This is a genomic window from Pelagovum sp. HNIBRBA483 (assembly GCF_040931995.1).
Classification (GTDB): domain Bacteria; phylum Pseudomonadota; class Alphaproteobacteria; order Rhodobacterales; family Rhodobacteraceae; genus JAEPMR01.
This window is the reverse complement of record NZ_CP162412.1, coordinates 370,570-395,562: the sequence shown is the minus strand read 5'-3', so window position 1 is coordinate 395,562 and position 24,993 is coordinate 370,570. Positions and strand designations below refer to the sequence as shown.

General features: G+C 57.5%; 25 protein-coding genes. 15 read left to right on the top strand and 10 right to left on the bottom strand.

Annotation, left to right across the window (positions count from 1 at the left end; all coding sequences use genetic code 11):
• The first annotated feature begins 36 nt into the window (after positions 1-36).
• From AB1E42_RS01975 to AB1E42_RS01955, 5 genes are read left to right on the top strand one after another with little or no spacing between them, the layout of a single operon-like run.
• Positions 37-693, top strand: a complete 657-nt coding sequence (locus AB1E42_RS01975; RefSeq protein WP_368345326.1) for a sulfotransferase family 2 domain-containing protein — start codon at positions 37-39, stop codon at positions 691-693.
• Positions 693-1,679 (top strand): glycosyltransferase, encoded by a 987-nt coding sequence (locus tag AB1E42_RS01970; RefSeq protein ID WP_368345325.1) that lies wholly within the window; start codon positions 693-695, stop codon positions 1,677-1,679. Before AB1E42_RS01975 ends, AB1E42_RS01970 begins: the two co-directional genes overlap by 1 nt.
• The gene (locus AB1E42_RS01965) at positions 1,676-2,545 is read left to right on the top strand and encodes a sulfotransferase (RefSeq protein ID WP_368345324.1); all 870 of its coding nucleotides are present in this window, start codon (positions 1,676-1,678) and stop codon (positions 2,543-2,545) included. The genes AB1E42_RS01970 and AB1E42_RS01965 overlap by 4 nt, the downstream gene beginning before the upstream one ends.
• Complete coding sequence (locus tag AB1E42_RS01960; protein WP_368345323.1) at positions 2,542-3,618, top strand: glycosyltransferase family 4 protein; 1,077 nt, start codon at positions 2,542-2,544, stop codon at positions 3,616-3,618. Before AB1E42_RS01965 ends, AB1E42_RS01960 begins: the two co-directional genes overlap by 4 nt.
• Complete coding sequence (locus tag AB1E42_RS01955) at positions 3,608-4,867, top strand: hypothetical protein (protein WP_368345322.1); 1,260 nt, start codon at positions 3,608-3,610, stop codon at positions 4,865-4,867. Before AB1E42_RS01960 ends, AB1E42_RS01955 begins: the two co-directional genes overlap by 11 nt.
• Here AB1E42_RS01955 and AB1E42_RS01950 read toward each other — a convergent pair.
• A complete protein-coding gene (locus AB1E42_RS01950) occupies positions 4,783-5,445 on the bottom strand; it encodes a sugar transferase (RefSeq protein WP_368345321.1) in 663 nt (220 codons plus the stop codon). The genes AB1E42_RS01955 and AB1E42_RS01950 overlap by 85 nt on opposite strands.
• A gap of 74 nt (positions 5,446-5,519) precedes the next feature.
• Here AB1E42_RS01950 and AB1E42_RS01945 point away from each other — a divergent pair, with 74 nt between their 5' ends.
• Entirely contained in the window at positions 5,520-6,698 is a 1,179-nt protein-coding gene (locus AB1E42_RS01945; protein ID WP_368345320.1) for a Wzz/FepE/Etk N-terminal domain-containing protein, read from the top strand.
• Here AB1E42_RS01945 and AB1E42_RS01940 read toward each other — a convergent pair.
• On the bottom strand, positions 6,610-7,800 hold the full coding sequence (locus AB1E42_RS01940) for a TIGR03862 family flavoprotein (protein ID WP_368346347.1): 1,191 nt from the start codon (positions 7,798-7,800) through the stop codon (positions 6,610-6,612). The genes AB1E42_RS01945 and AB1E42_RS01940 overlap by 89 nt on opposite strands.
• A gap of 68 nt (positions 7,801-7,868) precedes the next feature.
• Here AB1E42_RS01940 and AB1E42_RS01935 point away from each other — a divergent pair, with 68 nt between their 5' ends.
• Positions 7,869-8,159, top strand: a complete 291-nt coding sequence (locus tag AB1E42_RS01935; protein ID WP_368345319.1) for an HNH endonuclease — start codon at positions 7,869-7,871, stop codon at positions 8,157-8,159.
• Here AB1E42_RS01935 and AB1E42_RS01930 read toward each other — a convergent pair.
• A complete protein-coding gene (locus tag AB1E42_RS01930; protein WP_368345318.1) occupies positions 8,156-8,767 on the bottom strand; it encodes an enoyl-CoA hydratase/isomerase family protein in 612 nt (203 codons plus the stop codon). The two genes, AB1E42_RS01935 and AB1E42_RS01930, sit on opposite strands and share 4 nt — an antisense overlap.
• Positions 8,764-9,549, bottom strand: coding sequence for an SDR family oxidoreductase (locus tag AB1E42_RS01925; RefSeq protein ID WP_368345317.1), 786 nt, complete (start codon positions 9,547-9,549; stop codon positions 8,764-8,766). The genes AB1E42_RS01930 and AB1E42_RS01925 overlap by 4 nt, the downstream gene beginning before the upstream one ends.
• 100 nt (positions 9,550-9,649) lie before the next feature.
• Between AB1E42_RS01925 and AB1E42_RS01920 the strand changes: the two genes are divergently transcribed.
• From AB1E42_RS01920 to lpxK, 5 genes are all read left to right on the top strand, one after another.
• On the top strand, positions 9,650-11,155 hold the full coding sequence (locus AB1E42_RS01920; protein ID WP_368345316.1) for a hypothetical protein: 1,506 nt from the start codon (positions 9,650-9,652) through the stop codon (positions 11,153-11,155).
• A gap of 61 nt (positions 11,156-11,216) precedes the next feature.
• Positions 11,217-12,563: a TldD/PmbA family protein gene (locus tag AB1E42_RS01915; RefSeq protein ID WP_368345315.1), complete on the top strand. Its 1,347-nt coding sequence runs from the start codon at positions 11,217-11,219 to the stop codon at positions 12,561-12,563.
• Positions 12,550-13,326: a 3'(2'),5'-bisphosphate nucleotidase CysQ gene (locus AB1E42_RS01910; protein ID WP_368345314.1), complete on the top strand. Its 777-nt coding sequence runs from the start codon at positions 12,550-12,552 to the stop codon at positions 13,324-13,326. The genes AB1E42_RS01915 and AB1E42_RS01910 overlap by 14 nt, the downstream gene beginning before the upstream one ends.
• A 180-nt stretch (positions 13,327-13,506) precedes the next feature.
• On the top strand, positions 13,507-14,637 hold the full coding sequence (locus tag AB1E42_RS01905) for a 3-deoxy-D-manno-octulosonic acid transferase (protein ID WP_368345313.1): 1,131 nt from the start codon (positions 13,507-13,509) through the stop codon (positions 14,635-14,637).
• Positions 14,634-15,635: a tetraacyldisaccharide 4'-kinase gene (gene lpxK, locus AB1E42_RS01900; RefSeq protein WP_368345312.1), complete on the top strand. Its 1,002-nt coding sequence runs from the start codon at positions 14,634-14,636 to the stop codon at positions 15,633-15,635. The genes AB1E42_RS01905 and lpxK overlap by 4 nt, the downstream gene beginning before the upstream one ends.
• Here lpxK and AB1E42_RS01895 read toward each other — a convergent pair.
• Positions 15,632-16,255 carry a DsbA family protein gene (locus tag AB1E42_RS01895; RefSeq protein ID WP_368345311.1) on the bottom strand — a complete coding sequence of 208 codons (624 nt, stop codon included), beginning with the start codon at positions 16,253-16,255 and terminating at the stop codon, positions 15,632-15,634. The two genes, lpxK and AB1E42_RS01895, sit on opposite strands and share 4 nt — an antisense overlap.
• Positions 16,245-16,790 carry a DUF721 domain-containing protein gene (locus AB1E42_RS01890; RefSeq protein WP_368345310.1) on the bottom strand — a complete coding sequence of 182 codons (546 nt, stop codon included), beginning with the start codon at positions 16,788-16,790 and terminating at the stop codon, positions 16,245-16,247. The genes AB1E42_RS01895 and AB1E42_RS01890 overlap by 11 nt, the downstream gene beginning before the upstream one ends.
• Before the next feature lie 68 nt (positions 16,791-16,858).
• On the opposite strand from AB1E42_RS01890, the gene mutY reads away from it, so the two are divergent.
• Together mutY and AB1E42_RS01880 are read left to right on the top strand one after the other, a co-directional pair.
• Positions 16,859-17,923, top strand: a complete 1,065-nt coding sequence (gene mutY / locus AB1E42_RS01885; RefSeq protein WP_368345309.1) for an A/G-specific adenine glycosylase — start codon at positions 16,859-16,861, stop codon at positions 17,921-17,923.
• A gap of 55 nt (positions 17,924-17,978) precedes the next feature.
• Positions 17,979-19,106, top strand: coding sequence for an alkane 1-monooxygenase (locus AB1E42_RS01880; protein WP_368345308.1), 1,128 nt, complete (start codon positions 17,979-17,981; stop codon positions 19,104-19,106).
• Between the two features lie 76 nt (positions 19,107-19,182).
• Here the strand turns inward: AB1E42_RS01880 and AB1E42_RS01875 are convergent, their stop codons facing one another.
• The 3 genes from AB1E42_RS01875 to AB1E42_RS01865 all read right to left on the bottom strand — a co-directional run bounded on the left by AB1E42_RS01875 (position 19,183) and on the right by AB1E42_RS01865 (position 21,577).
• Entirely contained in the window at positions 19,183-20,292 is a 1,110-nt protein-coding gene (locus tag AB1E42_RS01875; protein ID WP_368345307.1) for a site-specific DNA-methyltransferase, read from the bottom strand.
• A 97-nt stretch (positions 20,293-20,389) separates the two neighbouring features.
• Positions 20,390-21,019 (bottom strand): ribonuclease HII, encoded by a 630-nt coding sequence (locus AB1E42_RS01870; RefSeq protein WP_368345306.1) that lies wholly within the window; start codon positions 21,017-21,019, stop codon positions 20,390-20,392.
• 150 nt (positions 21,020-21,169) lie between these two features.
• Positions 21,170-21,577, bottom strand: coding sequence for a hypothetical protein (locus AB1E42_RS01865; protein WP_368346446.1), 408 nt, complete (start codon positions 21,575-21,577; stop codon positions 21,170-21,172).
• Between AB1E42_RS01865 and AB1E42_RS01860 the strand changes: the two genes are divergently transcribed.
• Positions 21,462-22,166, top strand: a complete 705-nt coding sequence (locus AB1E42_RS01860) for a transcriptional regulator (RefSeq protein ID WP_368346346.1) — start codon at positions 21,462-21,464, stop codon at positions 22,164-22,166. The genes AB1E42_RS01865 and AB1E42_RS01860 overlap by 116 nt on opposite strands.
• A 58-nt stretch (positions 22,167-22,224) precedes the next feature.
• Here the strand turns inward: AB1E42_RS01860 and clpB are convergent, their stop codons facing one another.
• Positions 22,225-24,843 carry an ATP-dependent chaperone ClpB gene (gene clpB, locus AB1E42_RS01855; protein ID WP_368345305.1) on the bottom strand — a complete coding sequence of 873 codons (2,619 nt, stop codon included), beginning with the start codon at positions 24,841-24,843 and terminating at the stop codon, positions 22,225-22,227.
• Positions 24,844-24,993 lie beyond the last annotated feature (150 nt).

Below are 24,993 nucleotides of genomic sequence, written 5' to 3'. Positions count from 1 at the left end.
CACGGGCTATTAACCATTTCGATCTAGCGTTTTGTCATGATCATTTCGCACCGCCATTCCCTGATCCTCTTTTCCAACCCCCGCACTGGGTCCGAAACGGTCCGCGCCGTTTTCGAGCCGTGGGCGGACGAACCGATCGTCCCCTTTCGCAATGCCACGCCGCAAACACCGTTTTACCCGCACATGACCCCCCGCGAATGCCATGTTGCCTTTCGGGAAAGGGGGCTGGACTTCTGGTCATACAGGCGCATCACCTTCGTTCGAAACCCTTATGCCCGCTTGGTTTCACTCTATCGCATGATCGCAGACGTCGATCCCGTCTGGCGGCTCCGTCAGGGGATTGGAATCGGCCCACCTGATTTTGCCCGTTGGATAAAGGCAACCAAACCCGCCGGTCGCGGTGGTGGCGGAGCGCGCCATCAGAAATGGCGCCAATACGGAACTTGGCGCCTGTCTGAGTGGTGCGCCGACTTTGTGGATGAAGTCTATCGCACCGAAGAACTTGCAAACGTCCTTCCTCGGCTAGGTACCGATTACGGCATCCGGATCACGGATGTACCACGCCTTAATGCGCGCCCGCGTGTGCGTTGGCAGGCGCTCTACACAGCCGAGCTTTCCGCCCTCGTGGCCGAAAGATACCATGATGAGATGCAGCGCTTCGGCTATCCGGCGCTCCACGCGGCAGTCGCATAATGTGTGCGCCTCGGTCAAACTACGGCATCGTCGTCGCGGTTCCCGTACTCAACGAGGCCGCTTCCCTCCCCCAGTTGATCACCTCCCTACTGGCGGAGGGGGACTGGCCGATCCTGATGCTCGACGGTGGCAGCAGCGATTCCAGCCGCGATATAATCCGCAGCCATGCGGCGGCGTCCAACCGTCTGATTTTGATTGATAATCATGGTATCACGCAGGCCCACGCCATTAATCTTGCAGCCGAATGGGCCGACCGCAATGGCGCTTCCACACTTGTCCGGATCGACGCACATTCCCACTACCCACGCGGCTACGTCAGCACCGTCGCCCGCCTGCTGACGGAAGCCGCCGCTGATAGCGTCGTCTCACTCCGCTTGGTCAATCCCCAGTATGCGAAAACCTCATGGCAAACGGCCGCCGCGCTCTTCCTGAACCATCCGCTCGGTCATCGCGGTGCCGTCTACCGACGCGCCAATGCCCGCGCCGGTTTCGCGGCACATGGCCACCATGCCGCATTCCGCCTCAGCACCTTCCGCGCTCTCGGCGGCTACGACGCAAGGCTCCCCGCAGCCGAAGATCTCGATTATGATCAGCGCCTCCGCGCCGCTGGCGGGCGTATCCATCTGCAAACAAGCCATCCCGTCACCTACCTCCCGCGCGCCAGCCTCGCCGCTCTTTTCCGCCAATACCACCGTAACGGCTATGGTCGGCACCTGCGCCGCCCCCTGCCTATGGCCCTGCGCGCCATTGTGATTACGTCTCTTATTACCATCAGCACCTTTTGGTGGATCGTTCCGCTGTTCGCGCTCGGCATCACCGCCCTACTGGCCCTGCACGCCGCCCGCTCCCGCCCCGCGCTTTTTCCCTACGTCCTTGCGGTTTCCCTTGCCGCTTACGGCGGCTTTGCTATCGGGCGCCTCGGCTCGCCACCTCGCGCCAAGACCGAAGCGGTTCCTGCCCCACACGCACAGGAACAAGCCGCATGAACACTTTACCCAACCTGTTCCTCTTCGCTGCCCCGCGCAGTGGCTCAACCCAGCTTTCCGCTTGGCTATCGAGCCACCCTGACATCGCGCTCCCACCAATCAAGGAGCCCAATTACTTCGCACGGGAAGACTTCCCACCTCCCGATGACCCGCAGCTCCAACGCCTGCTTGATGTCACCAATCCCCTTTCTCCGCGCGCACGCGGCAACTTCGCGCTTCTGTCGACCATTGCGGATTACGCCAGCCTCTATGACCCTATTGCGAACACCCGCTGGCGGCTCGATGCCTCGACCAGCTACCTTGCCAGCACCAGCGCCGCCGCCGAAATCGCCCGAACCTGCCCCGATGCCCGTATTATCACGCTCACCCGCGATCCCGTTGCGCGGGCCATTTCGCATTACGGTCTGGCTCGCCGCACAGGCCGCACCCGCGCCAGCCTCACATCCGAAATTGCCACTGAACGCGCGCACTCCGGCCCGCCGATCCTGCGTTACCTGCTCCGCCCGTCGCAGCAGACCGCAGCTCTGGCGCGCCTCCGCGCCGTTTTTCCGCCCGAGCGCTGTTTGCACATCCAATTTGACACCTTGATCACTGCGCCAGGCAGCACCCTGCTCTGCATCGCCCGTTTTCTCGGCATTGCACCGCAGGGGTTCGACCGTTCCCGTATTGCCCGCAACGCCAGCGCCTTGCCCCGTTGCCCGCCGCTCGCGCATCTTCTTCATCGCGCCGGATGGCACGCCCCCTTACGCCACGCCCTACCTCCTGCCGCGAAAGCCGCGCTGCGCCCGCTCTGGTTCCGCAATGCAACGCCCGCCATTTCACCCCAGGAACACGCCATGCTCACGCAACTGCTGGAAGGCGCATGATCCTCATCGCTGAACGAGACCACCGGCAGGCTGGCGGCGCCGAACTCTACACCGCGCGCCTGACAGATGCATTGATGGCGGCCGGCCACGAAGTGCATCACCTAGATGTTCACGGCCTGTCAAAAGGCCTGCCGCAAGACCCGGCCGCACGCCCCTCGCCTCTGCCCGCCCTGCTGGCCTGGGCTCTGGTCTGCCGCCAGGCGCGCGCCATCGCGCCCGCCTATAACCATGTCATCCTTGCCTATGGCGACGGGCCGCCACTGCAAACCCCGACAACCACAATCCACCACGCGCCGTGGCTGTTTTCCTGCCACCCCTCCCACCTGCGCGCGTTGCGAAAGCCCACACACACCATCCGACGGGGCTACACGCGCCTCTGCCATCACATTGCAGGAGCGGGAGCCATCGGCCAAACACCCGCCCGCATCGCCAACAGCGAATGGACAGCCCAGCAGATCGCCGGCGCCACAACCGTCCTCTACCCGCCTCTGGATACCAGTCCACTCGGCACCCCTACAACGGAGCGCACGGCCTGCTCCATCCTCTCCATCGGCCGCATCTCGGCAGAAAAAGCGCCCGAAAAAAGCATCGCATTGCTCACTACCCTCCGCGCCGGTGGGTATCCAGCGCAGCTCGCGCTCATTGGCCGCGCCCAAAGCCGCTTCGCTTCGCGCTTCATAAAGCGACACCGCAACAAAGTTGGCCTGTCGCTCTACCCAAATGCCACTTTTGCAGCCCGCGCGATGCTTCTCGCACGCACACGCTACGGCTATCACCCGACTGCGCCGGAGCATTTCGGCATCAGCGTTGGTGAGATGATTGCCGCCGGCATTTTACCAATCGTCGCCCCATCGGGTGGCGTAACGGAGCTCGTCCCTCATGCGATGCTCCACGCCACAACACCACACGAAGCAGCCGCAAAAATCCTCGCGTTAGAGGCCGCAGGCCCGGAGGTCCGCGCGAGGTTGCGCGCGGAACTGCAATCAGGAACAGCCTTCGTTCAGGCGCGCGATTTCGAGAGGCAGGCACACGCAGTCATCACATCACTTTTCACGAGCCGTCATGCCGCCTAACGCGCTCCAAAGCAGGCTACTGACCATCTGGGCCTTCGGCGCAGGGATCGGCCTTTGGTTTCCGGCGCTGGCCATCATTCAGGCACCACTACCAGCGCAAATGCTTGATCTCTGGGTCATTCTCGGTTGGCCATTGGCGCTCTGGCTTCTGCCACGTTGCCCACCACAACTGCTCATAGTGGCCGCGCTTCATATGGCTTCAGCACTGGTTTCAGCAGCTTTCACCGGCCCCCTGTCCGTTTTGCCGCTTGCGCATGCCGTCATCAGTGGCACGGGCGCCATTCTTCTCTTCGGTGCTATCTGCGGTCATGCCGATGCTCGCAGCGGTTTTTTGTCCGGCTTTCTCGTCGCGACGGCCGCGATGACAATCCTCGCACTCGCGCAATTCAAATTGGGCGCCGAAACGCTCGACTTCCGCAACAACGCGACCTTCCGTCTGCCGCCGCATATGGGCCGCGCTTTCGCTTTGTTTCCAGAAGTCTCCAGCCTCGCGATCCATCTTCTGGTCGGGGCGGCTGTCGCGTTTGCGTCACCCCGTGCATGGGCGTGGATGCTGGGTTTCACATGCCTCGCAACCCTTGCGCTCAGCCGATCAACGACAGCGCTTTTATTGGCCCCGCCCTATCTGCTTGCTGCTGCTGCGCTGCACGGTGTTGGGGTGCGACGTCTCTGCGCGCTGTCAGTTCTGGTGGCGGCTTTAGCGCTGCTCTTCTGGCTAACGTTCTTTCAGCCACGATGGGAAACAGGCGCCGCGTGGCGCTCTGCCTCAATGCGGCTTGCCACCATGCTTGGCGCGGCTGGTCCACTCCTCTCGGGCGACGTCTTTGGCAATGGCTTGGGGCAAAATCACACAATCACACCCTATGCCTACGAGGTCGCACAGCGACTGGGTTTGCGCTTCGGGCAAGTTCCCGCAGGCATTAACGCTCATATCGCCACCCGCTTGTTCGAAGAGGGCCTTCCCAGCCTTGTACTGCATATTACCGGCGCGTTGATCTTCCTGAAAGCCTGGCTGCATCCAGCACTGCGCGGCGATGCAACCTGCCGCGCGCTTATTTTGCTTGCCTTGGGCAGCCTTCTATCCGCCGGACTGGTAAGCGGTTACCGCACCCTTTACACAAACTGGCTCTGGCTCGCCCTGCCTGCTGGCCTTTTGGGCAGTTGCTACTCTCCCTCTGCCCGCAAAACAGCAGAAACCGTCCTTACGAGGATCAAAAAGTCACGCGAGAGTGACATATGGGAGAGGTAGTTCAAATCAAGCTGCCTGCGGGCGTGCCAATCCCCTCGCGACTTGCGGCCGGTTATCTGCCACAGGCCCGTCAAACCCGGTCGCACAGCCAGATATCGCGCTGAGGCAACCCCGTAATGCCGCAATTCCTCCGCTGTGATCGGCCGCGGACCAACAAGGCTCATCTCGCCGCACAGCACATTCCAAAGCTGTGGCAGTTCATCAAAGCCGGTGCGGCGGAGCCAACTGCCCAACGGCGTGATCCTCGGATCGGCAGTCAATTTTTGCCGTGCGCGCCACTCAGCACGCAGTTCAGGATCAGTTTCCAGCATCTGCCGGAGCGGTTGTCCTCCCTCTGGGGTCATGCTCCGCAGTTTGTAACAGCGGAACGGCCTGCCCCCATGCCCGACACGCGGATGGCTGTAGAATCCGGAGCCGCCGTCCTGCAAACGCACCGCAGCCCACAGCACAGCAACCACTGGCAGTGCAAACGGGGCCGCGCAGATCACCAAGGCAATGTCCAAAACCCGTTTGCCACCCGCCACATAAAACGCCCTCCGTCGCCTCCAAACAGCGCCGGTATCAACATTTTGAATCATTCTGTTCTGCATGGGACCATGCAACCGCAGTTTGGTTAAGAAAGCCTCCACACAGCGCCCGGTATTCTCGCTTCATGACGATTCATAACCGCACTCTGCTAGAGGAGCTTCGTCCGCAAGCCACCGTGCCGCCCCTCGGGGCGCTGTTGTGGCGTGCGCGGTTTCGGGTGCTTCTCGCCGCAGTGGCAGGCGCGGTTGCAGCGGGGTTATGGTCGCTGTTTCTGGCGCAACCGCTCTACACCGCCACCACGCGGCTCGCGCTGACAGAAAGCAGCGCTCCTGCTGCCTCCCTCGACGTCGCCAGCGTGATGCCGCGCCTGTCGCCATCCGTGACACGGCTCAACAGCGCCGCAGCCGCCCTGCGTGATCCTGCCCTGCTCGTCCGCCTTGCCAACGACATCCCACCAGTGCCCGCGCCCCCTGCGCCGCTGCTTGACACCCTGCGCACCCTACCCGCGATACAATGGCTCGAAGGTCACTCTCCTTTCCTTCAGGCCCGCAACGCCCGCAGCCCTCACGCACGCCATGCCGCCACCCTCGCGCAGCAAATCATCATTCGCCCGTTGCCTGATAGCAGCGTACTCGAGATCTCTGTCCTCGACCCGACCCCGCAGCGCGCCATGCAGGTCGCCAATCGCCTCGCACGCTTGCACCTGAACGAGAGCGCCACAGCCCAAAATAGCCGCGCCGCAGCCCATGCCACATGGATTGCCGAACGCCGCGCCGCCGCCGAGGACACACACAAGCTTGCTACGAGTACAGCAGAACAATTCACAACAGCGCACGACCTCCTCGCCCCCGATCCCCGCCCTGCACTGCTGGACCGCCGCCGCGCCCTGAGCGAAAGTCACGCAACGCTCGCGCCTGATAGCCCCCGCGCCCAGCGCCTCGCGGACGAAATCACTGACATCGATACTCAGGTCGCGGCGGAAACCACCGCCCGCTTACATTGGCAACAACTGCGCATGCAGGTCACCCAAGCGTCCGAAACCATCGCCTATCTCCGCCTACGCGCCCTTACCCAAGCCGAAAGTGCATTGATCGCGCCACCGCCGATCTATCAGATCGCACCTGCGCTGCTGCCAGTCACACCCACCGCGCCGCGCCCTGCTGTCGCCATCGCGTTAGGTGGCTTCCTCGCCAGTCTCGCCGCCGCCGCGCTGGCTATCCTCTTCCCGCCGCGCCCGCAGCGGAGGCAAGGCGCTGACAAGCCGCCAAAGCCGCATAGCGCCCCGTGGCAAGACAAGCCGTAATCAGATACCCGCCTGTTGGTGCCTCCCAATCAAGCATTTCACCCGCGGCAAAAACCATGTTCCGCCCGCGCAACATCAACCCGTCATCAAGCGCCGAAAACCGCAGCCCCCCTGCCGTTGAAATCGCTTCCGCCAACGGCCGCGGCCCCGCATGGCGCAGTTCCAAACCCTTGATCTTCTGCGCCAAATCACCCTCAAACGGCCGCCCGAACTCCTGCAATAGCGCAATCTTCACCGGATCAAGCCGCAGCGCTTTTCGCAAATGCGCCGTCACTGTGTCCTTCTTACGCCGCTTCGCGAGCCGTTTCGCAACCACCGCCAATTCCAGATCAGGCACCAGATCGACCACCAGCGGCGCCCCCTCGCGCACCGCCTGAGAGACAGCGTAAATACCTCCGCCTTCAACCCCCCGCGCCGAGATCACAAATTCCGCCCGCGCCTCCAACGCGCCCGCCCGCAACACACAACCTTTTACCGGCGCCCCGAAATGCCGCGCCATATGCGGCGTCCAGTCCACCTCGAACCCCATATTCGCAGGCGCAAACGGCGCGACATCCGCCGCGCCCATCCAGCCGGCCCATGCCCCGTCCGCGCCCAGCCGCGGCCAGCTTGCCCCACCTGCCGCCAGTATCGTCACATCGGCACGCACCCGTTCCACCCCGCCAGGGCGCCGGATCAACAAAGCATCACCGTCCCAGCCCTCCCAGCGCGCTCGCCGCTCCAGCACGACCCCCTGCGCCGTCAGCCGCGCCAGCCATGCCCGCAGCAGCGGGGAGGCCTTCATCACTGTCGGGAACACCCGCCCAGAACTCCCCGTAAAAAGCGACTGGCCCAGCGCTTCCGCCCATGCCATCACCTCAGCCGGTCCAAGACCTTCCAACGCACGGCGCAGCGCCACGGGCATAGACGCGCCATACGCCTGCATGAACGGCTCGAAAGGCTCTTCTTTCGTGATGTTCAGGCCCGATTTCCCCGCCATCAGGAATTTCCGCGCGGGCGATGGCATCGCCTCATAAACGGTCACAGCCACCCCATGCGCCGAAAGCACGTCCGCCGCCATCAGCCCCGCAGGGCCAGCGCCGATCACCGCAGCGCGCGTCACCATCGCTTGCTCTCGTCCCGTTTCATGCCATCTTCTTGCCCATACCAATCCTTAAGGTGCAACCCGCGATGCAAGACAACCCCGTCTGCCCCCTCTGCCAGCGTCCGATCCCGCCCGACGTTCCGCAAAGCCTGCATCACCTGATCCCCAAGCTGAAGGGCGGCAAGGGCGGGCCAACCGTGCTGCTGCATCACATCTGCCACAAAGAGATTCACGCCACATTGAGCGAGGCCGAGCTTGCCCGCAATTACAACACACCTGAGGCGCTGCTAAGCCACCCCCGCATTGCCAAATTCGCCGCATGGGTCGCAAAACGTCCGCCGTCTTTTATCTCCCGCACACCGGGGAAACGGCGCTAACCGTCAATCATCGCCTTGATCGCGCGCAGATGGGCATCACTCGCCGCGCACACACCTTCGGTTAACCGCTCCAGAACCGCTTCCATCTCGTCAGCTGTGGCAATCCTGTCGATCAATCCAAAACTCAGCGCCTCCTCGGCCGAGATTTTTTCTCCCGCCATAAGGATCAACTTGGCGCGGGCAGGCCCGACAAGCGCAGCCAGCCGCGCAGGGTCATGCGGTTGCGGGCGAAAACCCAGTTTCATCACCGGATAAAAGAAATTCGCGTTCGGCACCGCAACCCGCAGGTCACACGGCAGTGCCAGCGCGAATGCGCCGCCCGCCAAGGTGCCGTTCAGCGCCGCAATGCTCAGGCCCGGAAACTCCGCAATTGCTTCTGAGGCATCGCTCCAAACCGGATTGCGCGGCAGGCCGGATTGCGCCTCGGCAAGGTCCATGCCCGCGCTAAAAACCTTTCCCGCGCCGGTCAGCACCAGCACCCGCGCATCGGCGTTGTTCGTCACCGCCTGCGCCAGTTGGGCCAGCATCTCGAATGTCAGCGCATTGGCCTTTTCCGGCCGGTTCAGCGTGATCGTCAGGCGCGGTCCTTCGCGTTCAATACGGATCATGCGATCAACCCGATCTTGCGTTTGATGTCGTCGTCCCGCAGCGAAACATCATCTCCCAGCCACGGATCAGCCTCCTCCCCACACATCCAAAGCAGCGCTTCAGCGGGCCATTCCGGCGGGATATGCGCTGACCAGTCCAACTGCGCGATTGGCCCAACACCGCTTTCCTTTATGACCCGTTGCATATCCGTCGCCACCGTCCCGGGGGAAAGCCCGAGAACTCGGATGCCTTTTTCGCGCAATTCCAGATCAGCAGAGCGGGTCAACATGTAGGCACCGGCCTTCGAGCTGCAATACGCCGCCCAGCCCTCCAACGGCCGCTGCGCCGCGCCGGAAGATACAGTAATGATCGTCCCACCCCCTTGGGGGATCATCGCCGCCGCTGCAGCCTGAATCCCCTCGAAAACGCCTGTCAGATTGATCGCGATTGTCTCTCGGAAGGCGTCCGCTTCAGCAAGGTCGATCCGGTTCATCGGACCGATAACACCTGCATTTCCGACCAGCACATCCAACCGCCCAAAATGCGTGACCGTCCTCGCGATGGCTGCCGCGATCTCTCCGGGTGCCGCAGCGTCCGCGGCGATGGCAAGAGCACGGTTCGCGCCTTGGGATGCGTTGATTTCATCGGCCAAGGCGTCAATCGCGTCACGGCTACGCGCAATGAGCGCCACGCGGGCGCCAGCTTCGGCAAAGCGTTTCGCCGCCGCCGCTCCTATCCCTCGGCTCGCCCCCGTGATCGCGACGGTCTTTCCGGCAACATTGGTTGCGTTTGATCCTGCCATGCGCCTCAGCTCCCCGTTTCATGATGCGCGCACCATCACCGACCTTGACCGCCAGAGCAAGGCACCCGATCATCATCTCGTACCTTTGAAAGGATTTCCGATGCGCCGCCGCACTCCCGTGACCAGACTGCTGCTTCCCGTCACGCTTTCCCTCTTTCCAGTGACCTCCTTCGCGGATGTCAGCGTCTCCGATGTCTGGAAGAGTTGGAAAGACGATCTTGCGGTCATGGGCGCAGGAGCCGTCACCGTCGGGGTCGAACGCCGCGAGGGCGACAGCCTCATCATCGAGGATATGGTCGTCACCCTCTCTGACCCGGATATCAACCTCAAAGCCACGCTAGATACCCTGCGCTTCAGTCAGAATGCCGATGGCACGGTCAGCGTCACCCTGCCCGACACAATGCCTGTCGTGATCATCCCGACCCTTGGCGCGCAAGGGGATCAGGTGACTGTCGAGATCAGTTTCGGGGATATGGCCATGACCGTCTCGGGCGACCCAACGATGCTCACCTATGACATCGCGTCGGACCGCACCGCCCTCACCATTACCGAAGCACTCGATCGCGGCGATCCTGTCCCTGTCGGCGGCACGATCTTCGTCAACGCACTCACCGGCAGCTACACCAATTCGACCAGCCTTCCCCAGATCATTTCCTATGAATTCGGCTTCGGCTCGCTCGATCTCCTCTTCGAGTTTGCCGAGGATGATGCCCAATTCAACCTCACCAGCCAGATCACCGATTTCAGCCAGAAAACCGATGCCGTTCTGCCAGCGGGGTTTGCCTATGAGGTTTCCGCAGATGCCTTGACAGCTGGGCTTGAAGGGCAAAGCACCTATTCATACGGCCCTTCCCAAACCCTCATCACCTATGTCGAAGACGGTCAGCCAAACTCCGCGATCATCACTGGCGACGGGGGCAGCACCTTCGCCTCCGTCGATGAAGAGCGCCTCGCCCTCGCCAGTACGTTCGAAAATCTCAATGTCGAGATCCGCTCCATGCTGCTTCCTGCCCCTGCCACGGTGTCGCTCGGGGATTACAAACTCTCCTTCGACACGCCCCTTGCACGCAGCGCCACGCCTGTGCCCTTCTCCGCAGCTCTCGGCTTCAGCGATCTGCAAATTGATGACCTGTTCTGGAACATGATCGACCCCGCCGGAAACTTCGAAAACAGCCCGATCAACTTCAACCTGAGCCTCTCAGGCACAATGCGGCTGCTCTTTGATCTGCTGGACCCGGATCAGGTCGACTCGATGATGGGCGCTGATGTGCCCGCCGAGGTGCATAGCCTCGCCATCGAAGGGCTGGAACTCTCCGGCGCTGGGGCCGAGATCACAGGCAGCGGCGCATTCGATCTCGATTACAACCGCCCGGGTCCGATCCCCGATATGCCCAGCGCACAAGGATCGGCAATCATTGAGGCAAAAGGCATCAACGCCCTGCTGGAAAAACTCGCCGCAATGGGAATGCTCCCGCAAGATCAGATCATGGGCGCGCGGATGATGCTCGGCATGTTTGCAAATGTCATCGGCCCAGACGAATTGCGCAGCACCCTCGAAATCAACGAAAATGGTCATGTGATCATCAACGGGCAGCGCATCCAGTAGCCTGCCCTTGCGATGGCGGGTCGGTGGGGCTACCTCATGACCAAAGCATGAGGAAAAACCGATGACCCAATCGCTCGAGAGCCTGACCACCCGCCTGCTGGAACTGGCCCGCGCCGCTGGCGCGGATGCCGCCGACGCACTCGCAGTCGATGGCACATCAACCAGCATTGATGTGCGCGGCGGCAAACTCGAACACGCTGAACGCTCCGAAGGCATTGATGTTGGCTTGCGCGTCCTCATCGGGCAAAAACAAGCCTGTGTTTCCTCCTCCGATACCCGTGACGAAGCGCTCCGTCAGGTCGCCGAGCGTGCCATCGCAATGGCAAAGGAAGCACCAGACGATGCCTATGCAGGGCTGGCCGACCCCTCCATGCTCGCCACCGATCTGGATACGAAACGGCTTGAGATGTTCGATCCGTCCGAAGAGCCCGATCCGGCAGCACTACAACGCGATGCCGCCGAGGCAGAAGCCGCCGCCCTTGGCGTAACAGGGGTTACACAAGTACAAGGCGCCTCCGCCGGTTACAGCCACCGGCGTATTCATATCGCGGCCAGTAATGGGTTCTCTGCCGGATACCAACGATCAGATCGCGGCATCTCTTGCGTTGCCATCAGCGGCACAGGCACAGGCATGGAACGTGACTACGATCACGATAGCCGGATATTCCAATCGGACCTCCGCAGCGCTATCGAAATCGGTCGCTCCGCTGGCGCGCGCGCCGTCGCCCGTATGAACCCCCGCCGCCCGAAAACCGGCGCCTATCCGGTGCTCTTCGACGAACGCATCTCTGATTCACTCGTCGGGCATTTGCTGATGGCCATCAACGGCGCTGCAATCTCGCGCGGCTCCAGCTGGTTGCGCAACGCGATGGGCGAACAGGTACTGCCCAAAGGCCTGTCGATCACCGAAAACCCACACCGCAAACGCGCCTCCGCCTCGCGCCTTTTCGATGCCGAAGGCCTGCCAACACGCGAACGCGCATTGGTAGATAACGGCGTGCTGGCCGGCTGGGTGCTCGATCTCGCCAATGCCCGCAAGCTCGGCATGGAAAGTACAGCCAACGCCGTGCGCGGCACGGGCGCACCGCCCTCGCCCAGCGTTTCCAACATCGCCTTGACCCAAGGCACCCAAAGCTTCGACGATCTTCTGGCGGAAATGGGCACGGGCCTCCTCGTCACCTCGATGATCGGATCAACGATCAATCCCAACACAGGTGACTACTCTCGCGGCGCCAGCGGTTTCTGGGTCGAGAACGGCGAAATCGCCTACCCCGTGAACGAATGTACGATTGCCGGAAACTTGCGTGATATGTTGATGCGGATCACCCCCGCCAATGACGCCCGCATGCACCTCAGCCGCGTTGTACCGTCCTTGCTCGTCGAAGGGCTCACCCTTGCCGGAGAGTGATCTCTCCCTTCTGATCGACGCAGCCGAGGAAGCCGGTCGCATCGCCAACCGTTACTTCCAGAAGGACGTGAAGGTCTGGCACAAACCGGATGAAGCTGGCCCCGTGACCGAAGCCGATCTGGCTGTCGATGAAATGCTCCGCAAGGGGCTGACCAGCGCACGCCCCGATTACGGATGGCTGTCGGAAGAGACGACCGACAGCCGCGAACGGCTTGCGCAGGATCGGGTCTTCATCGTCGATCCAATTGATGGCACCCGCGCCTTCATTGATGGTGGCCGCGATTGGGGGCATTCCCTTGCGGTGGTCGAAAAGGGCGTGGTGCTGGCGGCCGCTGTCCACCTGCCTCAGCGCAATGTCACCTACGCAGCCGCTCTCGGGCGGGGCGCCACCCGCAATGGCTTGCCGATCGTCGCATCGCGCCGTGTGAACCTAGACGCGGCTCAAGTGCTCACTACCCGCCCCAATCTCGAGCCGCAGCATTGGCGTGCCACAGCGCCGCCGCCATTTCACCGCGCGTTCCGTTCCTCCCTCGCCTTCCGGCTCTGTCTGGTGGCCGAAGGCCGCTTCGATGCGATGCTGACTTTGCGCCCGACGTGGGAATGGGATGTCGCCGCCGGTTCCCTGATCGTGGCAGAGGCCAGCGGTGCGGTGAGCGACCGTCTCGGAAGTCACCCTCTATTCAACAATCCGCATCCGCAGATCAACGGCATGGTTGCGGGCGGAAAGGTACTGCACGAACAGTTGATTGACGCCCTTGTTTGAGTGTTGCGCTGTTAACCATTCATAAAAGTTTCTGCAGGTGCGATATGCATAAGATGTGCATGGATTGTGCATCAGTTGTGCATGGGCCATTTTGGAGTTTTGCAGGGCTGTCGCTTGATCTCAAACGCCGGTAACATAGGCGGGAATTGAGTGCTGAATAACTCTGATGGAGCGCCCGCGTTGACCCCTACAGATTGGCCTTCCCGCCCACCTGGGCATTTGATCTGGCTCCACTGCCCAACCCATAAGGGATTGATATCAATTGCAAAAATAATTGAGCGGCTAGAGGAAGGCGGCACTGACATCACCGTGGTTCTAACCGCCGACACCCTGCCCGCCGAGGCACCCCATCCAGCCTTCATCATGCAACCGATCGAGGCCCTCACCAACCCGCGCACCTTCGTCCGCCACTGGCAACCGGACATCCTGATATGGCTCGGCGGCCCCCTCGTCCCCGCCTATCTCACAGCACTTGATCCCTTTGAAACTAAACGAATTTTTCTGAACGCAAGCGACGAGAACATCAGCCGTACGCCCGCCGGTTGGTTCCGAACATCGCGCCGTTCGCTGTTTCGACGCTTCGATGTCGTCCTCGCAACCGACGCCCCCTCCGCCACCCGCCTCCGCCGCTACGGAACACCGCCCACTAACATTGAAAACATTGGTATTTTGGACGATCCGCACCCTGCTCCCACAGTGGATGAAACCGCGCTTGGCGAGATCGGCGAAGCCCTTAAAACAAGGCCCGTTTGGCTTGCCTTTGATCCTCATGTTACTGAAATAAAAGAGATTCTCCGCGCGCATAAGCAAGCCAGCAGAGGCGCACATCGGCTCCTCTTGATCGTCGCTCAATCCGACAAGGATGAATCGTGTTACGCAGATAGTGGCATGCACATAGCATTCGAAAGCAAAGGCGATCCGATTTCCGATGCCACCCAGATTTTCGTCACTGAAGGCCTTGATCGAAAGGCCAACTGGCTACGGCTTTCGCCCATCACCTTTATTGGCGGCAGTTTATCCGAGGCAAGTCGACTGGATCCGTTTGACCCAGCTTCACTAGGCTCGGCCATTATACATGGTCCAGGGACTGCCCCTTATGGTCCAAAGTTCGAGCGCCTTGCATCGGCAAATGCCAGCACCCAAATAACTCAAACACAAGAGCTACCCGCGTCAGTGGAGGATCTTCTTGCTGCCAATATCAACGCCGAACAGGCAAGCCGCGCATGGTCCGTCATCTCTGAGGGCGCAGAAATCGCCAAGACAATGGAAACAACTCTAACGTCTCTAATAGCTAATAGGTCCGCTGCATGAGAGCACCAAATTTCTGGTATCAGCGTACCGGTGTTGCAGCGCGCCTACTGACGCCGCTTGCAGCGCTTTATGCTTTTGGTACTGCCCGGCGATTGAGGCGAGAACCGAAGTATCGGTCCAGCATCCCGGTGATTTGTGTAGGAAACATCAACGCGGGAGGTACGGGCAAGACACCGACGGTCATAGCGCTTGCACAGTATTTGCAGGGTACTGGTTCAAATCCTCACATAGTATCAAGAGGTTACGGCGGCAATCTGGAGGGGCCGCTTAAAGTTGATGAGAGACGCCATTCTGCCAAAGACGTGGGTGACGAACCGTTGTTGCTGTCTTCATTTGCAACAACTTGGATAGCGCGCGACAGATCGCTTGGCGTCGCTATGGCGGAAAAAGCAGGTGCAAACGTGATTTTGCTCGATGACGGTCATCAGAACCCTGACATACCAAAGGATCTCTCAATTGTTGTTGTCGACGCCAGAAGAGGATTTGGTAACGGCCACGTCATTCCTGCTGGGCCATTACGAGAACCAGTACAATCAGGGCTAGATCGCACGGATCTTGTGGCGCTGATCGGAACTGAGCAAGAACGCCAACAGTTTTTGAGCGAAACGCAACTTCATAAAGCCACCCCAATTCTCCAAGGTGAATTGATCCCACTTGCGACTGGAATGCCATGGGCGGGCATGCGCGTCCTTGCCTTTGCGGGAATAGGTCATCCTGAGAAATTTTTCGAAACTCTCAGAAGATTAGGGGCCGAAGTGATCCGAGGCGTTGCCCTCACAGATCACCAAGCCCTCTCGGATGGTTTGCTAAAGCGCCTTGAACGCGAAGCAAAACTGCGCGTCGCGCAACTTGTCACTACAGAAAAAGACGCAGCAAGATTACCGCCGAGCTTCCGCCAAAAAGTTATCACATTGCCTGTGAGATTGCAGTTTTCAGACAAGACTCCCTTAAAAGAAGCGTTGTCTGAAAATATCACATCTAAACAAAGACGGAACTAGCTAAGGGCCGCTTCAATGGCAGGGATGAGTTCATCATCCCAACTTCCCTCGAATTTCACGCCGTTTATCACAAAACTTGGCGTAGAGTTGATCCCGTCATCCTCTGTATTCTGTTGGAACCAGTCTACGAGCGCCTGTGCTTTGGCGGCGTCAGTCATGCATCCATCTAATAACTCATCGGTAAGACCGGATACCTTCCCGAGGTTTCTGAGGTTTTCCGCGATGGCAACAGGATCACCGCCAGCGGTCCATTCCCGTTGCTTTTCATATAACATCTTGGTGAGGCCAAAAAATCTTTGCTCGCCACCACATCTAGCCACCATTGAAGCCCAAAGCCCAAAGCGGTCGAAGTAAACTTCGCGATAAACGAACTTAATAAGCCCAGTGTCTATGAAATCCGATTTCAAAGTCGGGTAAACGGATTGATGAAAATTCGCGCAGTGGGGACAAGTATATGAAGCATATTCGATGACTTCGACTTCAGCGTCGGGGTTACCAATAACCATCTCCGTAACTTCAACGGCAGCATCTATTGCTTCTTGAGCGAAGAGCGGCAAAGGCACGTTCATTGCCATTACAGCACCGACACCTGTCGAAGCCAAAAAAAGTCTACGATCCATGACTGCTCCTAACTGTCTTTTGTCCGTTTCGCGCCAATATCGAACCACCCAATTCAGTTAAAGCGGCTCGTAGGCGAGTATCTTCTACCCCAGTCGCTATCGTAGCAACTATGTTTCTATCACGGCTCGAAAGTTCTCTCGGCGCCTCCGATTTTTGGCGAGGCGCCACATACTCCACTTGTCCCTCACTGAATCCGGTCGGAGCCGTTTGAGTGATCCGAATATCGTGTATAGCACGATACCCATAACAAGCATTCACCTTTTCAAGAATATCATGCTTTTGCATGGAAAGGATCGTTGCGTGCGCACCATTCGATAGAATGGTTAACACCGCGCCGATACCGCCCGTTTTGTAGGATATCTTCACGGGGCGGCAAACATTTGCGGTAGCGGGACCAACGATCTCTCGCCAATGGGTCAACACGCGCGTCTCGCCAAAGCCGCGCTTCGCGCTTGCCTCATTGATACGCGTTTGAAGCAGCTTGCCTGCTCGCGCAAACCCACCAGATATCTTTTTGCGCTGTTTCTGATCCATCCTAAATGGGCATACTAGAGGATGCAGTTTCTGTCGCCAGTAAAAGCGTGGTTAAGGGAGAGTAAATATTGCGTGACCAGAAGATTTCTGATGACTTGCTGAGCTGGTACGACGGAAATGCCCGCGTTCTGCCATGGCGTATCGGCCCAAAAGAGCGCGCTGCCGGGGTCCAGCCTGACCCGTATAGGATCTGGCTTTCGGAAATCATGCTTCAGCAAACAACCGTAGTCGTCGTGCGAGATTACTTTAGAGCATTCACCACGCGCTGGCCCAACGTTTCGGCTCTCGCAAAAGCTGAAGATTCCGATGTTATGGCTGAGTGGGCTGGCCTAGGATATTATGCCCGAGCTCGGAATTTGTTGAAATGCGCCCGGGTCATAGACCAAGATTTTGCAGGTCAGTTCCCCAGCGATTTCGAAACGTTGCTCTCGCTGCCAGGTATAGGTCCGTACACTGCCGCCGCGATTAGCTCGATTGCGTTCAACCTTCCTGAACCAGTTATGGATGGTAACATCGAACGCGTAATATCGCGCCTCTTTGCCATCAAAACACCACTGCCCACATCCAAGCCAGAACTGTTTCAACACGTTACCCGCCTGACGCCGCAAAATCGTCCAGGTGACTTTGCCCAAGCGATGATGGATCTCGGCGCGACCATTTGCAAACCTCGCGCTCCATCCTGTGACATCTGTCCACTTCGAAGCGGCTGCGCGGGCTTCGCGGCGTCCCTCCAGAATACACTTCCTGAAAAACTGCCCAAGAAGGCAAAGCCGACGAGATTCGGAAATGCTTTCGTCGCACGACGCAGATTTGATGGTGCGTGGCTACTTGAGCGCCGTCCACCCGAGGGACTGTTAGGTAACATGGTGTGCTGGCCCTCTTCGACATGGGCCGAGCTTAACCCCGAGGTGGAGCCCCCTTTTGCTGCGCATTGGCAACGATATGGCAATCAAGTCAAACATACGTTCACGCACTTTCACCTAAAGTTGGATGTTCACTATGCTTGGGCCCCGGATATTCCTCTGGCCCCGAACCAATTTTGGATGCCGAGCGATGAATTGCGACCTTCTGATCTGCCGAGCCTGATGAGGAAAGTTTTTAAGGTGATATCCAGCGACGATTTGTGGAATTGAGAGTGCATGTGGATAGCGGTAGGCTATCGATGTTCAAGTCGGGAATTAGGTTGTTATGCACGGCACAAGAACTGCACTCCTCGCAGCATTACCTTTTTGGCTCTCATTTCTGCTAGTACCGCTGATGTGGATCAGCGTTTTCCAAGGCGGATGGACGCTGCTCCTCGTGCCACTGGCAACCTGGCAGCTATTCTCAATACTGGATCTCGTCGCCGGACTTAACACTAAGAATGAAGACCCAGAAACGCCGGAAGCTGAGCTGTTTTGGTATCGCGCTGTGACACTTGCGTGGGTGCCTGTTCAGATGGCGACGCTCTTCGGACTGCTGTGGTACGTCCCGAAAGCATCCCACTTGAGCATGGTCGAGTCATGGGGTGTGTTTTTTAGCTTTGGGGTGCTGAGCGGTACGATCGGGATCAACTACTCACATGAGTTGATGCATCAGAAACAGCGCGGCGAGCGCTGGCTGGCCGATATATTATTGGCATCGGTGCTATACTCACATTTCAGATCCGAACACCTGTTGGTGCACCATCGTTATGTTGGCACTCCTCGGGATGCAGTAACAGCGCGGTACAATGAAGGATTCCACCGCTTTTTTCCTCGTGTGCTAAAGGAATGCGTTACATCCTCTTTCACTGCAGAGCGCGAGAAATTAATCCGAAGCGGGCGCTTAGTGTGGTCTTTCAGAAACCCTTTCTGGAAATACGGACTTCTTCAGATATTCTTTTTATCTTGTGCATTCTGGTTCGGAGGCTTGCTCGGTGTCTTTCTATTTATCACGCAAGCATTCGTGGCAGTTTGGCAATTGGAACTTGCCAATTATGTGGAACACTATGGATTGACACGCAAACACCTTGGCGACGGCAAGTACGAACATGTTTTGCCGCGTCACTCATGGAATGCCGCTCATCGCTGGTCCAACTGGTTGCTTATCAATCTTCAAAGGCATTCAGATCATCACTACAAACCAAGCCGGCGGTTTCCGCTATTGCAAAACTATGATGAACTCGAAGCGCCGCAGTTGCCTCACGGCTATCCACTTATGACGATATTCGCGATGATACCGCCGCTCTGGCGACGCAAGATGAACCCACAAGTTCGAAAATGGCGGGCAATGCATTACCCTGAAATTACCGACTGGGAGCCATATAAGAACGCCCAGACCCCAATCCCTCAATGATATAAAAAAGCCCCGCCATTCGGCGGGGCAGTTCGTGCCTTTTCGTGATCAAGCCACAGGCACCGGCGGTAAAGCGTTAATGTTCGCGCATCTCGGCACGCACTTGTTGGCGCAACACGTCGATTGGAACTTTCTGACCTTCGCGTTTAAACTGCCAATAAGTCCAACCGTTGCAACTAGGCGCGCCTTCAAGATGGGCGCCGACCTGATGGATCGAGCCTTTGATGTCATTTCCAATCAAAGTTCCGTCAGCACGCACCTTGGCCTTATGACGCCCATTAATTGACCACAGCTCCTCTCCCGGACGCAGCATGCCACGTTCGACCAGAACTCCGAAGGCAACGCGTGGCTCCGCCCGCTTTGAAGCACTCACTTCCAATGCGTCTTTGTCAAACTTGCGGACAGATGCGAGCCTTTTCTCTGCTACCTCGCGATATGCAGCTTCTCGCTCAATACCAATAAATTCGCGCCCAAGCATCTTAGCGACAGCGCCTGTTGTACCCGTTCCGAAAAATGGGTCCAAAACAACGTCACCCGGATTTGTGGTGGCCAGAAGAACCCTATGAAGCAATGCCTCTGGCTTCTGAGTTGGGTGTGCCTTGTCACCGTTTGAGTCTTTGAGACGTTCATGACCAGTGCAAAGAGGAATGACCCAATCGGATCGCATCTGGATCCCTTCGTTCAAAGCCTTCAATGCTTCGTAGTTGAAAGTATATTTAGCACCCTCTTCCTTAGACGCCCAAATCAGTGTTTCGTGCGCATTGGTGAACCGCTTGCCGCGGAAGTTCGGCATAGGGTTAGACTTGCGCCAGACCACATCGTTCAAAAGCCAAAAACCTTGGTTTTGAAGCTCTGCTCCAAGCCTGAATACGTTATGATAGGAACCAATCACCCAGATTGCTCCGTTCGGCTTTAGCAGTCGTCTTGCAGCCTTCAACCATGCTCGCGTGAAGGCATCGTAGCGCGCGAAGCTGTCAAACTGATCCCAGTGATCGTCAACAGCATCGACCTTAGAATTATCGGGGCGGTGCAAGTCACCACGCAATTGAAGATTATATGGCGGATCAGCAAATATGAGATCCACTGATCCAGCCGGCAAGCTGTTCATAACCTCGATGCAATCACCATCAATAATAGTGTTTAAAGGGAGCGTAGACGCACCCGCCGCTTTTGTTTTTGTCTTCATTTTTTGCCTCTAATGACGGTGGTTTTTCCCACTCGATCTTGAGGACTAAAATGAGTCAGAGGCGATTCGGTGTCAAAAGCTTTTTTGAATCAATGTGTTATGATTTCTCTTGATACAACATATTGTGGACCGGTTTAAAAGAGCGCCTATGATGAGGGGTCACACCAATATTTCGAAGCGCCTCTAAATGCGCCTTTGTCGGATATCCCGCATTTTTCGCCCAATCGTATCCAGGGTATTGTTGCTCTAAATCCACCATGATCTTGTCGCGGGTCACTTTGGCGACAATCGACGCAGCTGCGATAGACTGTGAACGCGCGTCTCCCCGCACAATCGCCACGCTGGGGATGCGGAGTCCTTTCGGCACAAGATTCCCATCGATAAGCGCCATCGACGGCGAAATACTGAGCAGCGAACACGCGCGCTCCATCGCTAGGTGAGACGCTCTTAAAATGTTGAGTTCGTCAATTTCATCGACGCTCGCATGCGCGACGCCCACAACAGCAGTTTCGAGAATTTCTGCAAATAGCCGCTCGCGCCTGCGGATCGACAACTTCTTACTATCGTTCAGGCCGTCGGGGATGTTTTCTGGATCCAGGATAATAGCTGCTGCGGTTACCGGACCAGCAATTGGCCCCCTGCCGACTTCATCTATGCCAACCACCCAGCGGGCACCGGAAGCCATGTGTTCACGTTCAAAGGAAAAGTCTGGACCAATCAAAGTCATAGCGTCACCAGGTTGTCCTCTCCAAAACTGACTTCACCCGACATATTTTGCACCGGAGATGTTGTTTACTCGTCTGGCACACAACCTGCCCTCCAACTCACGTCAAACCTAAAGAGCATGAGCGATGAAATAGCTGCTTAGTTGCAGTTGTTATTGCATTACAAGGTTCAGTCCGCTCTTGTAATCATCATGTTTAGATTGCTTCTGCTCACCATCTGTCTTTCCTCTTTCGCAACAATCGCGAGTGCTGATTGTTTTGCAGACTACAAGGCAAAACAAGATAATCCATTGCGCCTTCATTACGGTGTTTCCGAGATTTTCGGAACCTGCGACCTCGACATCGCCGACAAAGAGTTGGAAGATCGCCTTGGAAAAAATGGATGGGAACTTCTGAAGGTCCTTTCTGTCTTTCCCGAAGACGGCCTTGAGGAAAGGAAAGAGAGTGCAGGAGACTACTTCCTCCGCTTCTGACGTCAAAGCGGCGGGCACGCGGATTGTTTGGGGTGGAATCGCTTCAATAGCATTCTTGCTGATCTGCGCAGCAGTTCTGTTGTTCATAAATTTGCCTGACGCCAACGCTTTCAACGAACGCGTTGAGACATTGTTCGTTGAGAACACTGCGCTCACGTCACCATCAGACATTAAATTACTGGAAATTCTCGCACAATCAGGGACAGCTTTCTCCGACACACTGACATCGTACCGCTTTGTGATCTTTGTCCTGCTGGTTTTTTCTGCAGCACTCCTTATAGCCGCGGTAAGTTTTCTGTTGATGCTCGTAGCTCTGAACCGCCGCATGGGGCATATCGAGCGCCGTGGCATCGACGTCAATTCCCTGTTGATCAGTCGCGATCAGAACGTCGTCTTGCTCAACAACTTTGAATTCAAGCTGACCGACGCCGCAATCGAAACTTTGAGCGTACTTGCTGAAGCGCGGATGGATGACGAGGTTTTGTCCGGAGCTGAGATTGAAGCCGTAATTTCCGGACGCTCTGCCGCTGATTGTGACGAAGCCGCCGGCGCGACCCGGATTAAACGATTGCGCGATAGCCTAGGCAATCAGATGATAAGTGAGCTTCTTGTCAAAAATATCGCTCGGCGTGGCTATATGCTCGCGATCAATAAAGACGTTATCCGAATGATCTAATCGCATATTTGATCTGTCGCGCAGCCCCAAGAGCACTCGGGGCTGCGGGATCCGCTCATCAGTGAACAACCGCGTCGTTAGGGAAAGATCTGTCAGATCTTGAAATCCGCTCGCCAACAATCATCCCTTCGGATCCTGCCGAAACTGGCACGACATCGCCGTCAGCAATTTCACCGGCAAGGATCATTTCCGCGAGTTGGTCCTGCAGCGCGCGCTGAATAACACGTTTTAATGGGCGCGCGCCGAAAACAGGATCATACCCCTCATCAGCCAGCCACTTCCGCGCACTTTCATCCAAGTCGAGGGAAATGTTTCGGCTCGATAGACGCTTCGCAAGACGACGCAACTGAATCTCGACAATTCCATCCATGTCGGCGCGACCAAGTCGGTCAAAGATGATCGTCTCGTCGAGTCTGTTCAGGAATTCCGGTCGGAAATGTGCTCTTACCGCATCCATCACGTCTCGCTTCGCCTCAGCAGCATCAGAACCATCAGGCAGCTGGCTCAAAGCCTGGGCACCCAGATTTGAGGTCAACACAATCAATGTTTGCTTGAAGTCGACCGTTCGGCCATGTCCGTCGGTCAACACACCGTCATCCAAGACTTGAAGCAAAACGTTGAAGACATCGGGATGCGCCTTCTCGACCTCATCAAACAACACAACTTGATAAGGTCGGCGCCGAACGGCTTCGGTTAGAACGCCCCCTTCATCATATCCTACATAACCAGGAGGCGCACCAATCAAGCGCGCTACTGCATGCTTCTCCATGAATTCTGACATATCAATGCGAACCATCGCGTTGTCATCATCAAAGAGATATTCAGCGACCGCTTTTGTCAGCTCAGTCTTGCCGACACCTGTAGGCCCAAGGAACAAGAAGGAACCGAGTGGGCGGTTCTCATCGTTCAGCCCAGCGCGCGCGCGCCTAACGGCGTTTGAGACGGCCCGCAGCGCAGGTTTTTGCCCGATGACGCGACGGCCAAGCTCTTGCTCCATACGCAAGAGCTTTTCACGTTCTCCTTCCAACATCTTTGATGTCGGGATACCCGTCCAGCGTTCGACAACCTCGGCTATTTGCTCGGGGCGAACAGCCTCTTCAACCATCAACGAATCTTGTTCATGATCCTCTGCCTCAGAAAGTTGCCGCTCAAGCTGTGGAATGACGCCATATGAAAGTTCACCAGCTTTTGCGAGGTTTCCTTCCCTTTTTGCAATCTCGAGATCGGCGCGCGCGCGATCGAGTTGCTCTTTCATTCCGCGTGCACCCTCGAGCTTGTCACGTTCGGACTGCCACATGGCAGTCATCTCTGCTGACTGTTCCTGAAGATCAGCCAGTTCCCTTTCAAGCTTCTCAAGGCGGCTCTTTGAAGCAGTATCATCCTCTTTCTTCAGAGCCTCGGCTTCGATCTGCATCTGGAGGATTTGGCGATCCAGGGCATCAAGCTCTTCGGGCTTGCTATCGACTTCCATCCGCAAGCGCGACGCGGCTTCATCAACAAGGTCAATAGCTTTATCAGGCAAAAAACGGTCCGTAATATAGCGGTGCGACAGGGTCGCCGCTGCGACTAACGCCGAGTCCGAAATGCGAACACCGTGATGCAGTTCGTATTTCTCTTTGATGCCTCGCAGGATGGAGACTGTATCCTCTAACGTTGGCTCTTCCACGACGAGCGGCTGGAAACGCCGCGCGAGGGCCGCATCTTTTTCAACATATTTACGGTATTCGTCGAGCGTGGTTGCCCCTACGCAATGCAGTTCGCCGCGGGCCAAAGCGGGCTTGATCAGGTTCGCCGCATCCATCGCACCATCGGTTTTTCCTGCCCCGACCAACACATGCATCTCGTCAATGAAGAGTATGATCTCACCAGCGGCTACTTCGATCTCTTTCAGGATGGCTTTGAGACGCTCCTCAAATTCGCCACGATATTTTGCGCCAGCAATGAGCGCACCCATATCCAGGGCGAGCAACTTTTTATTTCGAAGGCTTTCGGGTACATCGCCATCGATGATGCGAAGCGCTAGGCCCTCAGCGATCGCGGTTTTACCAACACCGGGCTCACCGATCAGCACAGGGTTATTCTTGGTCCGGCGGCTCAAAACCTGCATTGCACGGCGAATTTCTTCGTCACGACCGATGATCGGGTCGATCTTCCCTTGTTCGGCGGCTTCCGTGAGATCGCGGGCATATTTTTTGAGCGCATCGTATCCGTCTTCGGCGTTTGCACTATCCGCTGTCCGGCCTTTGCGAACATCATTGATTGCCGCATTAAGCGCCTGAGCGGAAACGCCCCCAGCCTCAAGCGCATCTTTGGCCTGGGTTTTCACAATCGCAAGTGCCGTCAGCAAACGCTCAACGGTAACAAAACTATCACCCGCTTTTTCGGAAAGTTTCTCTGCCTCAGCAACGACCTTCGCGGTTGCGCTGTCCAGGTAGACCTGACCTGCATCGCCGGTAACTTTCGGCATCTTTTCAAGCGCAACCTCCAATACCTCTCTGACGCGGCCAACATTGCCTCCCGCTTTTCCAATGAGGTTCGCGGCAAGTCCTTGCTCATCGTCGAGAAGTGCCTTGAGAAGGTGTTCTGGAGCGAGCCTTTGGTGGCTCTCTCTCATTGCAATGGTTTGGGCGGCCTGAATGAACCCACGGGACCGCTCCGTGAACTTTTCCAAGTTCATGGCTTTCTCCTTATATAAGCGTCCAACCGAATTTCGCCCGCTATGCAGCACGAGTTTTTGGACCTTCAGGTCAAAGATGGTGATCGGTTTCAAAACTGCAAGCCTGAAGATGCGCGGCGATCAACGGCATTTCAATTTGGCTACAGAGAA

Coding starts and splice junctions, on each gene's coding strand:
- AB1E42_RS01875 (WP_368345307.1), bottom strand. CDS start 20,292: ATGAAGACAAAAACAAAAGCGGCGGGTGCGTCTACGCTCCCTTTAAAC.
- AB1E42_RS01970 (WP_368345325.1), top strand. CDS start 693: ATGTGTGCGCCTCGGTCAAACTACGGCATCGTCGTCGCGGTTCCCGTA.
- AB1E42_RS01865 (WP_368346446.1), bottom strand. CDS start 21,577: ATGAACAACAGAACTGCTGCGCAGATCAGCAAGAATGCTATTGAAGCG.
- AB1E42_RS01965 (WP_368345324.1), top strand. CDS start 1,676: ATGAACACTTTACCCAACCTGTTCCTCTTCGCTGCCCCGCGCAGTGGC.
- AB1E42_RS01870 (WP_368345306.1), bottom strand. CDS start 21,019: ATGACTTTGATTGGTCCAGACTTTTCCTTTGAACGTGAACACATGGCT.
- AB1E42_RS01920 (WP_368345316.1), top strand. CDS start 9,650: ATGCGCCGCCGCACTCCCGTGACCAGACTGCTGCTTCCCGTCACGCTT.
- AB1E42_RS01950 (WP_368345321.1), bottom strand. CDS start 5,445: ATGATTCAAAATGTTGATACCGGCGCTGTTTGGAGGCGACGGAGGGCG.
- AB1E42_RS01960 (WP_368345323.1), top strand. CDS start 2,542: ATGATCCTCATCGCTGAACGAGACCACCGGCAGGCTGGCGGCGCCGAA.
- lpxK (WP_368345312.1), top strand. CDS start 14,634: ATGAGAGCACCAAATTTCTGGTATCAGCGTACCGGTGTTGCAGCGCGC.
- AB1E42_RS01935 (WP_368345319.1), top strand. CDS start 7,869: ATGCAAGACAACCCCGTCTGCCCCCTCTGCCAGCGTCCGATCCCGCCC.
- AB1E42_RS01975 (WP_368345326.1), top strand. CDS start 37: ATGATCATTTCGCACCGCCATTCCCTGATCCTCTTTTCCAACCCCCGC.
- AB1E42_RS01925 (WP_368345317.1), bottom strand. CDS start 9,549: ATGGCAGGATCAAACGCAACCAATGTTGCCGGAAAGACCGTCGCGATC.
- AB1E42_RS01955 (WP_368345322.1), top strand. CDS start 3,608: ATGCCGCCTAACGCGCTCCAAAGCAGGCTACTGACCATCTGGGCCTTC.
- AB1E42_RS01915 (WP_368345315.1), top strand. CDS start 11,217: ATGACCCAATCGCTCGAGAGCCTGACCACCCGCCTGCTGGAACTGGCC.
- AB1E42_RS01945 (WP_368345320.1), top strand. CDS start 5,520: ATGACGATTCATAACCGCACTCTGCTAGAGGAGCTTCGTCCGCAAGCC.
- AB1E42_RS01890 (WP_368345310.1), bottom strand. CDS start 16,790: ATGGATCAGAAACAGCGCAAAAAGATATCTGGTGGGTTTGCGCGAGCA.
- clpB (WP_368345305.1), bottom strand. CDS start 24,843: ATGAACTTGGAAAAGTTCACGGAGCGGTCCCGTGGGTTCATTCAGGCC.
- AB1E42_RS01880 (WP_368345308.1), top strand. CDS start 17,979: ATGCACGGCACAAGAACTGCACTCCTCGCAGCATTACCTTTTTGGCTC.
- AB1E42_RS01930 (WP_368345318.1), bottom strand. CDS start 8,767: ATGATCCGTATTGAACGCGAAGGACCGCGCCTGACGATCACGCTGAAC.
- AB1E42_RS01895 (WP_368345311.1), bottom strand. CDS start 16,255: ATGGATCGTAGACTTTTTTTGGCTTCGACAGGTGTCGGTGCTGTAATG.